Here is a 12,339-nt window from a genome sequence, read left to right as displayed (position 1 = left end):
CGGGCCTTAGGCCACCTGAGCGTGTCGTCTATGTCGCATCGCGGCAGCTTTTCGCGCGAGACGGTGCGCAGCGGCATCCGCGCGTTGTAGAGCTTGCCCGGCTCGATTATAGCCTCGCCCAAGATCGCCGCTGACCGGCAGGGAGCGCGAGGAAAAGACGATGGCGAAGGTCACGATCGAGGACGGCTACAGGCCCTCCGACGACGAGCCCTTCATGAATGAGCGGCAGCGCGAGTACTTCCGGCGCAAGCTGCTCACGTGGAAGAGCGAGATTCTGCGCGAGGCACAGGATACGCTCACGGCGCTCCAGAGCGAGAACGAGAATCATCCGGATCTCGCCGACCGCGCCTCCTCGGAAACGGATCGTGCGATCGAGCTGCGCGCGCGCGACCGCCAGCGCAAGCTGACGAGCAAGATCGACGCGGCCCTCGCCCGGCTGGAGGACGGATCCTACGGCTTCTGCGAGGAGACCGGCGAGCCGATCTCCCTCAAGCGCCTCGACGCCCGGCCGATCGCGACCCTGTCCCTGGAAGCCCAAGAGCGCCACGAACGCCGCGAGCGCGTCTACCGGGACGATTGATCGGGTTTCCTCCCCGGCGCGAGGCTCGGTGCTCAGGCGCGCCGGTCAGTGCCGTCCCGCATCGATCCGGACGAAGCTGCGCACCGGCCCCAGGGCGGACTCGCTGCGGGTATCGACGGCGATGCGGCTCTGGACGGGGGCGGCGGTACCGCTGCTGCCGGCATCGATTCCGGCCCTGACTCGGCCCGACAGGCGAATACAGGTCGTCGTGCCGGGAATGCGGATGAAGCCCGCGCCCTGGCTCGGGCAGGATTCCGTCGCCGCTTCAGACGGATGCGGGGCGCGCTCGAAGGCGGCCACCGGGGGAATGCTCGGAAACAGCGGCGTCAGCGTGAGCGCGAGGCCGAGGTATCGCACCGCTGTCCGCATCTGATTCTCCCTCGCCTTCGCGGCGCCGGCTCGATCCGTCGGATCGACACGGATTTCTTATAGCAGGCCCTGTGATCCCTCGTGAGAACGGATCCGGGCTTCGAACGAGCGTCGTGCAGATGGCCGACACGGTGTCCGCTTCGTTCGAGCGACGGCGGCCTCAGTAATGCGGTGGAGGTGGTTCCGGGGCGCCGCTCGCGGCCCGGAAGGCGCTTTCCTCGACCTGCTCCTGCAGGCGCGCGACCTGTCGGGTGAGCCGGTCGATCACCCCCCATTGCGCCGTGATGGCGGCGTTGAGATCCTCGATCACGGCCTCCTGCTCGGTCAGACGGATTTCGAGGCGCGCGATACGATCGCTTTCGGACGGCGTGTGGCTCATCGGCCGACCATGCCCGGAGCAGCCGGCTGCTGACAACCGGCAACCTTCGAACCGACCGGACCGGCTGATGGCTCGAAGTCACGACAGCCGCGCATGACTGCCATGTGTCTTTGGCATGAGCATCACGGCGCTGGGATTTCGGTGTAATTGGAGGCGATGTTTCGTTTCGTGACGGTGACGAAGAGGGTTTTACATCGAATTGCCTGGTACAGAGACGACCAAAATTTTCCTGCCTGAGATCGACGTCGGCGATGAGTGCCGGTGATTGCGAGTGAGTTCTCGAACGAGCAAGCTTCCAGGCGATTTTGGGACAGGTCCGATACATGCCGGCAGGTTCACGCTCGGGCTCCGCTCGCTCATCCGCGAGAAATCGCGAAAAATCGAAGGATTCTCTCCGCCTTCCCTTCAGGGCTGTGCAGCCAGTGTTGCGCAACGACGACACGTGGCACCATGACCGAGCGCCCAGACTCTGACCTTCACACCGTATTTCTTCCGGCCCTTTGCTGGAGCCGGCGGCAGCCCGACTTCTACGCGGTCACGCAGGATCTTTCCCGAGCGGGCATTACCTTCCGGTCTGCGGCTGAGCCGGCGGTCGAGGAGCAACTGACCTGCAGCATCCGTTACATCGGCCAGGTCGAGGCCCGTGTCGTGCGAACCGACGACAAGCTTTTCGTCGTCCGCCTCATGGCGTCTCGGCAGCGGGCCGCCGAGATCGCCCGCACCATGCTGGCGCTGGCGCGCGAGCAGGGGCGGACCTTCGAGGCGGGGCGCGTACATCCGCGGATCAACCCGACGCGCAAGGACGTGCTGGTGACGCTCGGGGACGGCAGCGTGCTTCCGGGGCGGCTGATCAACGTCTCGGCCTCCGGAGCGGCGCTTGCCCTCGACCACACCCTCACCCGCGGGACGAGCATCACGATCGGCGGGACCGCCGCGGAGGTGGTGCGCGTCTTCCGCGACGGCATCGGCGCCGCCTTCGCCAACCCGCTCGATCCGGCGCAGGTCCATGCCGGGATCCGGCTCTGATTCGGCACCGATCGGCCGCGCATCCCGGCCCTCCCCTCGCATCCCGGCCGTGGAAGGTCTAAGTCCCCGGGCGAGCCCTGCCCGATGACGCGGCCGAAAGCCTGTCCGTGACCGACTACATCAAGAAGATCCTCTCCGCCCGCGTCTACGATGTGGCGATCGAGAGCCCCCTCGACCCGATGCCGCGCCTGACGAAGCGTCTCGGCCGCCCCGTCCTGCTCAAGCGCGAGGATCTGCAGCCGGTCTTCTCGTTCAAGCTCCGCGGCGCCTACAACAAGATGGCCTCGCTGCCGCGTGAGCAGCTCGAACGCGGCGTGATCTGCGCCTCGGCCGGCAATCACGCACAGGGCGTGGCCCTCGGCGCGGCCCGACTCGGGGTGCGGGCGGTGATCGTGATGCCGCGCACGACGCCTGCCATCAAGGTCGACGCCTGCCGGGCGCGCGGCGCCGAAGTGGTGCTGCACGGCGACGCCTTCGACGAGGCGCTGGCCGAGGCGCGGCGCCTGGAGGCGCAGTGGGGTCTGACCTTCCTGCACCCGTTCGACGACCCCGAGGTCATCGCCGGCCAGGGCACGATCGGTATGGAGATCCTGCACCAGCATACCGGGCCGATCGAGGCGATCTTCGTGCCGATCGGCGGCGGCGGGCTGGCCGCCGGCATCGCCACTTTCGTGAAGTACCTGCGCCCCGAGACCAAGGTGATCGGCGTCGAGCCGGACGATGCCGCCACCATGGCCGAGGCGATCCGGGCCGGCGACCGGGTAACGCTGCCGACCGTCGGTCTGTTCGCCGACGGTGTCGCGGTGCGTCAGGCGGGCGAGGAGACCTTCCGCCTCTGCCGCGAGCATCTCGACGCGGTCATCACCGTCGACACCGACGCGATGTGCGCGGCGGTCAAAGACATCTTCGACGATACCCGCGCGATCTCCGAGCCGTCGGGCGCCCTGAGCTTGGCCGGCGCCAAGGCCTGGGCGGCGCAAAATCCCGGATCCGGGCCGCTGGTGGCGATCTCGTCGGGCGCCAACCTCAATTTCGACCGCCTGCGCCACATCGCCGAGCGGGCGGAGATCGGCGAGGAGCGCGAGGTGCTGCTCGGCGTCACCATCCCCGAACGGCCGGGCGCCTACCGCGCCTTCATCGCGGCGCTGGGGCCCCGCGCGATCACGGAATTCAACTACCGCTACGCCCAGGGAAGCGACGCGCGCATCTTCGTCGGCATCAACCTGCCCGGCGGCAAGCCCGAGAAGCGCGACCTGATCGCGGCCCTAGAGAGCGCCGGCTACCGCGTCGCCGACATGAGCGACAACGAGATGGCCAAGGTGCATGTCCGCTACATGGTGGGCGGGCGCGCCGCGGGGCTTGCCGACGAACGGCTCTACCGCTTCCAGTTCCCGGAGCGGCCGGGAGCCCTCATGAAGTTCCTGGAGGCGTTGGGCGACGGCTTCAACATCAGCCTGTTCCACTACCGCAACCACGGTGCCGATTACGGCCGGGTGCTCGCCGGGATCGAGGTGCCGGCGGCCGAACGCGAGCGCTTCGACGCCGCCCTCGAAGCGCTCGCCTACCCCTATGTCGACGAGACCGACAACCCGGCCTACCGGCTGTTCCTCGATAACGGCATCGGTACCGAGGCGGCCCGCCGCGAGGCGTGATCACGGGACACGAGACGGTCTCTCCGCGCCATCGAGGCGGTGACGGCATCGACAGCCCCCGCGCAGCGCTCGAACGGGGACTGAGTCCACCCTTCCGAGGGGATCGGTCGGATCGGGTATGAGACCCGTCCGGCCACGGTTTTCACATCGCGTCGAGGGACGGCGGCTGTCTTTCCGCTGTCAGCCTGTTTGCCTACGATGTCATCGGCCGGCGGCGGTCGCCGGCCGCGGAACGGAGCGACGACCGATGCGCTCAGCCCCTCTCGTCCTCCTCGCTCTCGTCACGCCGGCGCTTGCCGGTCCCGCGGAGAGGACGGCGCCCGCGGCGGTAGATCCGTCTACGGACGCCTCGATCCTCTCGCATCGCAGCGCCGAGGAATCGATGGCGCGTCAAGCAGAGTTCGATCGGCGGATCGCGGAGCGCAGCAACCGCGCCGCCCGCTCGATCTGCTCGGGCTGCGGAGCGGGCGGCGATCCCGGTCCGCGCGGCGCGACCGTCACGCCGGGCCTGCGCAATCCGGGACGCATCGAGGTGCGACCCGCAGACCCCTCCCAGGCCCCGCTCGATTGATCGGTTTGGACGGTCCCGAAAGGATCACGCCGCGCTGTGCGCGGGCTGGCTGCGAAACAGGGCCGTGCAACCGGCATCCCGGTGCATGCTCAGGATCGAGGCGCGATCGATCTCGGGGTGCTCGGCGAGAACACGGCGCACATCCTCCACGACCTTTTCGTAGCGATGGGCGTCGAAATCTTTCTCCAGCGGGCTCACGGCGATGTAGGCCTCGACCACGAGAACCCGTTCGGCGCGGTCCTTGGTGATATCGACGGCGATCCAGGCCGATTTGACCAGGCGATTGGCGGCGAGCATAGGACGATCCTCCGATGCCGCCGCGTTATCCGGCGGCTGTCGAACGGAAGCATGGACCGCGCCGAAGGGCTTGCCAAGGGATCTCGCCGCCGCTTCCGGCCCGAATCCTCACGGATCCGGCATCAGGTCTCCAGACGCGGATAGCCTTACGATCCGCTTCGCCCGCGGGTTCGAAGCGGCGACGTCATGCCGGCCTCGCCGATGCCGCCGCGCGTCCCTCGGCGGCATGGTCTCGCCAAGACATGGTCTCGCCGAGAGAAGCCGACCGCGTCGTCGAAGACGGGATCGGCCTTTGCATCGCCACAGAGCGGATCAGTTGTCGGAAACGATCCGCAGGCCGGCGAAGCCGTTAGGGCGGGACGGGGGGGCGAAGCCCGCGGAATCGTCTTCCGCGTCGTTGGTCCCCGATTCCTTCGTGCGCCCCTTCATCAGGGTCGGGCGCGCGATCCAGCGCACCACCTTGTCACCGTCGTAGCGCCCGGCCCGCCGCTCGTCCCTGCGCAAAACCCAGCGCGGATGAACCGCCCCATTCCTGACCATGACCCATCCCCCTCAGGGCTCCGCCGCCGTGGCCGGCATGCCCCCTCGGCGCGCCCGGTCTCACGACAGCCCGTGCCCTAACGATCGAAGCAGGCAATGATTTCGGGACAATTGCATCCTCCAAATTAGGGATATCCGGCATCAATTGCGCTTAAGTAGTAGCGAGATCTCTTAAAGCAATTTTTTGCCTGTGCAGGCACGTTGCTCAACCACCGCAAGTGCCGGGCAGCGGATGCGACGCAACAGTTGACGCAACATTCCCGTAAACAGCCGGAGCTAACCCGCTTCTCGCGAAACGTGACAGCTGGCGAGGGGATGCTGGAGATGCCGAAGATCGTCGTCGCCGCCGGGGTGGTTTCGATCGCCCTGATCGTGTTCGGCGCCTCCCCCTGTCTCGCGGCTCTGGCTGACACGAGGGAGCGCCGTTCCGAGGAGATCCGTCCCGCCCCGGACCGGGCGCCCGGTCTCGGCCTAGGAACACCGCAGCGCGCCGCGAGGGCCTCGTGCCCCCCGCGCTGGCCCTACATCGTCCTGACCTGCGTGGCGTGAGGCGGTCATGACCCTGTTCCTGATCCTGCTCGCCTGCAATCTCGCCCTCGGAATCCTCTTCACGCTGATCGCGACCTCGGTAGATTGAGCCGGGCGGTCGGTGCCGAAGGCGGACGGGCCGCGCTTGACCGCGACCTCGGCTTGAGCGCACGAGATCCTATGCTGACGCTTGTTCGCCTGATGGCATGGGTCGTGGCGATCGGCCTCGTCGCCGTGACGCTCTCGCCGCTCGAAGCGCGTCCCGTCCTGACCTCGCCGAACCTCGAGCGGGCCGGCGCTTACGCTCTGTTCGGCTTCCTGCTCGTGCTCTCCTATCCGCGACGCTGGGGGCTGGCGCTGATCGCCGCCCTCGTCCTCGCCGGGGCACTCGAGGCGGCGCAGGGCCTGACCGCGAGCCGGCACGGCCGGGTGGTCGATTTCCTGGTCAAGGGTGGCGCGGCGATGGTCGGCGGTCTCGCCGCGCAAGCGCTGCATCTCCTGCTCGCCCGCCGCGCAGCGCGCTGAGACGAGCGGGCGACCGTCCGATCAGTCGCCGCGCGCCAGCGCGCCGACGCCGACATGGCGCAGGCCGTAGCGGTGGGCCTCGTCCGGCGCGTAGACGTTGCGCAGGTCGACGAGGACGGGCGCGGCCATCAGCGCCTTCAGCCGGGCCAGATCCAGCGCCCGGAACGCGTTCCACTCCGTCACGATCACCAGAGCATCCGCCCCCTCCGCGCAGGCATAGGCGTCCTCGGCATAGGCCACGTCCTGCAGAAGCGGCCGCGCCTGCTCCATGCCTTCCGGATCGTAGGCCACGATCCGCGCGCCCGCATCCTGCAGGCCGGCGATGATCGACAGCGAGGGCGCGTCGCGCATGTCGTCGGTGTTCGGCTTGAACGTCAGGCCCAAGAGCGCCACCCGCTTGCCCCGCACCGACCCGCCGCAGGCCGCGATCACCTTGCGCGCCATCGCCCGCTTGCGCTGGTCGTTGACCGCCACCACCGTCTCGACGATCCGCACCGGCGTGCCGTAATCCTGCGCCGTCTTCACCAGGGCCAGCGTGTCCTTGGGAAAGCACGAGCCGCCATAGCCCGGCCCGGCATGCAGGAACTTCGCGCCGATGCGGTTGTCCAGCCCGATGCCGCGGGCGACCTCCTGCACGTTGGCGCCGACCTGCTCGCACAGGTCGGCGATCTCGTTGATGAAGGTGATCTTGGTGGCCAGGAAGGCGTTGGCGGCGTACTTGGTCAGCTCGGCCGTGCGCCGTCCGGTGAGCAGGATCGGCGCCTGGTTGAGGTAGAGCGGCCGGTAGACCTCCTGCATCACGGCAGCGGCGCGGGCATCCTCGGCGCCGATGACGATGCGGTCGGGGCGCTTGAAGTCGCCGATGGCGGCCCCCTCGCGCAGGAATTCGGGGTTGGAGGCGACGCCGACATCGAGGTCGGGGCGGGCCTCGCGCAGGATGCGCTCGACCTCGTCGCCGGTACCGACCGGCACGGTCGACTTGGTGACGACGACGGCGTAGCCGGTGAGCGCCTCGGCGATCTCACGTGCCGCGGCGTAGACGTAGGAGAGGTCGGCAAAGCCGTCGCCGCGGCGGGACGGCGTGCCGACGGCGATGAAGACGGCCTGGGCCTGCGCGACGGCGGGCTTGAGATCGGTGGAGAAGGCCAGCCGCTTCTGGCGGACGTTGTCGGCCACCAGGGCATCGAGGCCGGGCTCGTAGATCGGCATGCGGCCCTCGTTGAGGGCGGCGATCTTGGCGGGATCCTTGTCGATGCAGACGACCTCGTGGCCGAAATCGGCGAGGCAGGCGCCCGAGACCAGGCCGACATAGCCCGAGCCAATCATCGCGATGCGCATCGGTGATCCGTCTCCCTGCCGCGGCAGCCCTCACCCTCGGGAACCGCGGAGGGGGCCACCGGTCACGAGGATCGGCATATTTTCCGGTTCAGGCAAGGCGCTCAGCGTGGCCGGACTTGGCGCATTCGGGTGACGGCGGGGAGCGGCATTGCCCCGAAAGGCTGTGATCCGACTTCGAAGACGAAGGACGATGCGGGTGCCCCTGCCGGCGCCTACTGGTCCCCGTAATAGCCAAGGTACCACTTCACGAAGGCCTCGATCCCGGCCTCCAGCGGCGTTTCCGGCAGGCGGCCGACGAGGGCATGCAGCAGGTCAGTGCTCGCATGGGTGCGGATCACGTCCCCCGGCGGCAGTGGCTTCAGCACGCGCTCGGCCCTGCGCCCGAGGGCCGTCTCCAGGGCGCCGATCATCGCATCGAGCCGGACCGGACGGCCGCCGCCGATATTGACGAGGCGGTAGGGCGCGACCGCGCTCAAGGTGTCGGCGGACGAGACCGGGGCGCCCGCACCCGGCAGCGGCGGCGGGCGCTCGGACAAGGCGACGATCGCATCGACTAGATCGTCGATGAAGGTGAAGTCGCGCTCCGCCGCGCCCTCCCCGAACACCTCGATCGGCTCGCCCGCCAGGATCTTCCGGGTGAACAGGAACAGGGCCATGTCCGGACGGCCCCAGGGCCCGTAGACCGTGAAGAAGCGAAACGCCGTCGTCGGCACGCGGAACAGGTGGGCGTAGGAATGCGCCATCGCCTCGTTGGCGAGCTTCGAGGCGGCATAGAGCGTGAGCGGGGAGACCGCACGGTCGGTCTCACGGAACGGCACGCTCGCATTGCCGCCATAGGCGGAACTGGTCGACGCCATCAGCAGGTGCCGGACGGGATGGGCGCGCACGGCCTCCAGCAGGTTGGCGAAGCCGACGAGGTTCGCCTCGACATAGGCGCCGGGGTCGACGAGGCTGTAGCGGACGCCCGCCTGCGCCGCGAGGTGGAAGACGAGGTCCGGCTTGGCGCGGGCCATGACGTCGAGGAGCGCGCCGGGCGTTTCCAGCCGTGCCTCGACCGCCTCGAAGCCGGGATGCCGGGCGAGATCCGCGTGCCTCGCACGCTTCAGGGCAACATCGTAGTAGGGCGAGAGACCATCGAACCCGGTCACGCCATGGCCCGCCGCCAGCAGGCGGCGGCTCAGCGCGTGGCCAATGAAGCCGGCCGAGCCCGTGACGAGAGCGTGCATGCGAGGCCCGATGCGCCGTATGTCCGAGGATGAGGCGGAATAACCTTCCGTTGATCCCACCGCAAGAAATGCGGCGATGATCGCTCGAGCGCGGCACAGGACTGTCCGGACGACGTTGGCCGCGATCGCCGATTTTCGATTTCACAGGTTTTTCGGGCGTATGGTCGCGGCCTCCGCGCTCCAGCATCGGAGATCGAGCCTGCTTCCAGCGCGGACCTGTCGCGCCGGCTCAGGGCTTGTCTATCGGAGAAACAGGTATACTTACGCCAGACTATCAGCCGACCTATGCCTTGCGCCCACCCGCCACGCGGGTCCCGTCTTCCGCCGGGGCCGAACGCCGTTGCACGGGAAGGGTGAGAGGCCGGGCCGGCCGAGACATCCATCCAGGCCCAAGGGCGCCGTGTCGCCCCTCGCTTGGGTCCAGCGAGTTCGAACACCGAGTGTCCGCACGATGAACCAACTTTTCCGCCTGCCGCAAGTCGGCGAGGCCGATGCGATTGCGGAGCCTTCCGCCGATCTCCGTGTCCCCTTCGCCCAATCCGGTACCTTCGTCTGCAAGTTCATCATCGGTGAGCCGAGCGACCAGGCCGTGTGTTGCGGAGCGCCGGTCGCCGACGGCAAGAGCTGGTGTGCGTATCACCGCCGCATCGTGTTCGAGCCGGCCCGTCCCGGCCGTATCCGCTGAGGGACGACGAACGCGTCAGGTTCGGGCGCCTGCTCCGTGGGCGCCCGCATCCTCCGCTGCGTCGCGCCGATCTTTTTCCCTCCTTCTACTCTGCGCCGAAGGCCACGAACGGCGACGGCTGGCCGATCGCGGGGGCTGGAATACCCGGTCCGCGCCAGCGCATGACGAGGTGTCCGCCCTCACGCATGCCGACGCTGCGATAGGCGGAACCGGCATCCGGCGGTAGCCCGAGATCCGCGGGTCGGTTGCCGACCGTTCCGAACCGGCGCTGCTCGTAATAGGCCTCCGCCGGGGCATCGGGCGGAATGAAGCCATAGACCGGGCGCAGGGTGCGCACCGCTGCGGCTCTCATCTCTCTCGGCGGTGCCAGTCGCCGCGCCGCGAGGCGTCGGTCCGGCCGCTCGGCTCTCCGCACCACCTCCACACGTTCCGGCCGGATCGGTCGCGCGCGACCCGCGACTTTTCGGATCTGTTCGCGGCGAAGCTTGGCCGAGCGCCGGGGCGGGCGGGCTTCGGACCGGGCCGAAACCTTCGGCTCGTCGATCTTCGCGGGTGTCGCGACGGGCTTCGCCGCGGCGTTCGTGGCGGGCGTCTCGGCCTTGGCGGGGGGATCGGTCCACTGACCGGTCGCCTTGGTCTCGGCGGACGGGGCACCCGAGCGGTCATCGGCACCGGCGGGGGCGGCCGCGACCAGGGCGCCGAGCAGAATGAGCAAGGATGGGAAGCGGCTGCCGCGCGACATGGGGGAATCCCCTCGGGATCGGAGATGGACAACGCCGGCCGTCGGCTTCCGCATCGGGCGCAGCGGCCCTGCGACGGAAGCTTCCGGCAAAGGTAGGGGCACCTCCGTGCGGCGTCCATAGATCTATGTATCAAAGCGCGAACTGCGCCTGATCTTCCACCACAGGTCTTGCCCAGGACGCTTCCTCCCAAAGCCCCCCGTCCCTATCTTCGCCGTTCGACGCGGCTTGGAGCCAGGGCCGCCTCCGCCTGTTCTTCGCATCATCTCGGGAGTCGGTATGGCAGCGGACGGCACGACGACGCGGCGCCTCTGGATCCGCGATCCGCTCGCGATCCTGGCGGACGGGGCCGACGGCGGCGTCGTTGTCGAAGGCAGCCGCATCGTTGAAATGATCGCGGCGGGGGCGCGACCCGCAGGCCCGGTCGACGCGACGTTCGACGCCGCGCGCCACGTCGTCATCCCCGGCCTCGTCAACACGCACCACCACTTCTTCCAGACGCTCACCCGCGCGCACCCGATCGCGATCAACAAACCGCTCTTTCCCTGGCTCAAGGCGCTCTACGGCATCTGGCCGCGGCTGACGCCGGACGCCTTCCGGCTGGCGACGCGGCTCGCCTACACCGAGTTGCTGCTCTCGGGCTGCACCACGGCGGGCGACCACCACTACCTGTTCCCGAGAGGGCTCGAGGCGGCCGTCGACGTCCAGGTCGAGGAGGCGCGCGCCCTCGGCATCCGCGCCGTCGTCACCCGCGGCTCGATGAGCCTGTCGCAGAAGCAGGGCGGCCTGCCGCCCGAGACGCTGGTGCAGGACGACGACACCATCCTGGCCGACAGCGAGCGGGTGCTGAGGCTGTTCCACGATCCCGCGCCCGGCGCGATGGTGCAGATCGGGCTCGCCCCCTGCTCGCCCTTCGCCGTCACCAAGCGGCTGATGCGCGAGAGCGCGGCGCTCGCCGAGCGCCACGATTGCCGCCTGCATACCCATCTCGGCGAGACGCGCGACGAGAACGCCTTCTGCCTCGAAGTCTTCGGGCAGCGTCCGGTCGATTATCTCGAAGAGGTCGGCTGGATGACGGGCCGGACTTGGCTCGCCCACGGCATCCACTTCAACGACGACGAGGTGAGGCGCCTCGGCGCGGCCGGCGTCGGCGTTTGCCACTGCCCGACCTCGAACATGGTGCTGGCCTCGGGCCATTGCCGGACCTGCGAACTGGAGGCGGCAGGCTCCCCTATCGGCCTCGGCGTCGATGGCTCGGCCTCGAGCGACAGCTCGAACCTGATGGAGGGCGTGCGCCACGCCCTGATGATCAACCGGCTGACCTACGGCGCGGAGGCGGTGACCCATCTCGACGCCCTGCGCTGGGCCACCGAGGGCTCGGCCGCCTGCCTCGGGCGCGACGATATCGGCCGGATCGCGCCCGGCCGCGAGGCGGATCTGGCGCTGTTCACCCTGGACGAACTGCGCTTCTCCGGCGCCCACGATCCGCTCGCGGCACTGGTTCTGTGCGGCGCGCACCGGGCCGACCGGGTGATGGTGGCGGGCACGTGGCGCGTCATCGACGGGGAGCCGCTCGGCATCGAGACCGGCCGCCTGCGCGAGGAGCATTCGCGGCTCGCGCGGCACTTGTTCGGCTGACCCGGCCTCGATCCGGTCGATCTGTTTCGGGTCGGCGGATCCGAACGTCGCTCGGGCGCCGCGCCGGTGACCCGGTGCGGACTTGTCGATTCGTCGTCCGCATCGATCGAGGAGAGCCGGCGCGACGGTCGCGGCCACCGCGCACTGGCGAAGCTCCCGGTCGCGCTGACCGCCGAACAAGATCGCGGGCGACGATCCGAGGTTCGGCCTGACGGGGGCGGGCATCGCGCCCCTGCGGACAGACC

General features: G+C 69.0%; 15 protein-coding genes. 8 read left to right on the top strand and 7 right to left on the bottom strand.

Annotated features, from left to right (window positions below; all coding sequences use genetic code 11):
- Positions 1-160 precede the first annotated feature (160 nt).
- The gene (dksA, locus tag MPPM_RS16475; protein WP_012455095.1) at positions 161-580 is read left to right on the top strand and encodes an RNA polymerase-binding protein DksA; all 420 of its coding nucleotides are present in this window, start codon (positions 161-163) and stop codon (positions 578-580) included.
- A 45-nt stretch (positions 581-625) separates the two neighbouring features.
- On the opposite strand, the gene MPPM_RS16470 is transcribed toward dksA, so the two are convergent.
- A complete protein-coding gene (locus MPPM_RS16470) occupies positions 626-949 on the bottom strand; it encodes a porin (protein WP_096485980.1) in 324 nt (107 codons plus the stop codon).
- Between the two features lie 160 nt (positions 950-1,109).
- The gene (locus MPPM_RS16465; RefSeq protein WP_096485979.1) at positions 1,110-1,328 is read right to left on the bottom strand and encodes a SlyX family protein; all 219 of its coding nucleotides are present in this window, start codon (positions 1,326-1,328) and stop codon (positions 1,110-1,112) included.
- Between the two features lie 450 nt (positions 1,329-1,778).
- Here MPPM_RS16465 and MPPM_RS16460 point away from each other — a divergent pair, with 450 nt between their 5' ends.
- The 3 genes from MPPM_RS16460 (at position 1,779) to MPPM_RS28950 (ending at position 4,577) form a co-directional block, all read left to right on the top strand.
- On the top strand, positions 1,779-2,354 hold the full coding sequence (locus tag MPPM_RS16460) for a PilZ domain-containing protein (RefSeq protein ID WP_096485978.1): 576 nt from the start codon (positions 1,779-1,781) through the stop codon (positions 2,352-2,354).
- 107 nt (positions 2,355-2,461) lie between these two features.
- Positions 2,462-4,006: a threonine ammonia-lyase, biosynthetic gene (ilvA, locus tag MPPM_RS16455; protein WP_096485977.1), complete on the top strand. Its 1,545-nt coding sequence runs from the start codon at positions 2,462-2,464 to the stop codon at positions 4,004-4,006.
- A 382-nt stretch (positions 4,007-4,388) separates the two neighbouring features.
- Complete coding sequence (locus tag MPPM_RS28950) at positions 4,389-4,577, top strand: hypothetical protein (RefSeq protein WP_244573331.1); 189 nt, start codon at positions 4,389-4,391, stop codon at positions 4,575-4,577.
- Positions 4,578-4,601: 24 nt separating this feature from the next.
- Here the strand turns inward: MPPM_RS28950 and MPPM_RS16445 are convergent, their stop codons facing one another.
- Entirely contained in the window at positions 4,602-4,874 is a 273-nt protein-coding gene (locus MPPM_RS16445) for a hypothetical protein (RefSeq protein WP_096485975.1), read from the bottom strand.
- 312 nt (positions 4,875-5,186) lie between these two features.
- A complete protein-coding gene (locus MPPM_RS16440) occupies positions 5,187-5,414 on the bottom strand; it encodes a hypothetical protein (protein WP_096485974.1) in 228 nt (75 codons plus the stop codon).
- Between the two features lie 324 nt (positions 5,415-5,738).
- Between MPPM_RS16440 and MPPM_RS16435 the strand changes: the two genes are divergently transcribed.
- Entirely contained in the window at positions 5,739-5,963 is a 225-nt protein-coding gene (locus tag MPPM_RS16435; RefSeq protein WP_157914200.1) for a hypothetical protein, read from the top strand.
- 159 nt (positions 5,964-6,122) lie between these two features.
- Positions 6,123-6,467: a hypothetical protein gene (locus MPPM_RS16430; RefSeq protein ID WP_096485972.1), complete on the top strand. Its 345-nt coding sequence runs from the start codon at positions 6,123-6,125 to the stop codon at positions 6,465-6,467.
- 21 nt (positions 6,468-6,488) lie between these two features.
- On the opposite strand, the gene MPPM_RS16425 is transcribed toward MPPM_RS16430, so the two are convergent.
- Entirely contained in the window at positions 6,489-7,805 is a 1,317-nt protein-coding gene (locus tag MPPM_RS16425) for a UDP-glucose dehydrogenase family protein (protein ID WP_096485971.1), read from the bottom strand.
- A 212-nt stretch (positions 7,806-8,017) separates the two neighbouring features.
- Positions 8,018-9,031, bottom strand: coding sequence for an NAD-dependent epimerase/dehydratase family protein (locus MPPM_RS16420; RefSeq protein WP_096485970.1), 1,014 nt, complete (start codon positions 9,029-9,031; stop codon positions 8,018-8,020).
- A gap of 451 nt (positions 9,032-9,482) precedes the next feature.
- Between MPPM_RS16420 and MPPM_RS16415 the strand changes: the two genes are divergently transcribed.
- Positions 9,483-9,716 (top strand): hypothetical protein, encoded by a 234-nt coding sequence (locus MPPM_RS16415; RefSeq protein WP_017486281.1) that lies wholly within the window; start codon positions 9,483-9,485, stop codon positions 9,714-9,716.
- An 85-nt stretch (positions 9,717-9,801) separates the two neighbouring features.
- Here the strand turns inward: MPPM_RS16415 and MPPM_RS16410 are convergent, their stop codons facing one another.
- Positions 9,802-10,458: a hypothetical protein gene (locus tag MPPM_RS16410; RefSeq protein ID WP_096485969.1), complete on the bottom strand. Its 657-nt coding sequence runs from the start codon at positions 10,456-10,458 to the stop codon at positions 9,802-9,804.
- A 277-nt stretch (positions 10,459-10,735) separates the two neighbouring features.
- On the opposite strand from MPPM_RS16410, the gene MPPM_RS16405 reads away from it, so the two are divergent.
- On the top strand, positions 10,736-12,094 hold the full coding sequence (locus MPPM_RS16405) for an 8-oxoguanine deaminase (protein WP_096485968.1): 1,359 nt from the start codon (positions 10,736-10,738) through the stop codon (positions 12,092-12,094).
- Positions 12,095-12,339: the final 245 nt, after the last annotated feature.

The organism is Methylorubrum populi, assembly GCF_002355515.1.
Classification (GTDB): Bacteria; Pseudomonadota; Alphaproteobacteria; order Rhizobiales; family Beijerinckiaceae; genus Methylobacterium; species Methylobacterium populi_A.
Note: the sequence above shows the minus strand (reverse complement) of the source record. Positions and strands in the feature narration are given on the sequence as shown.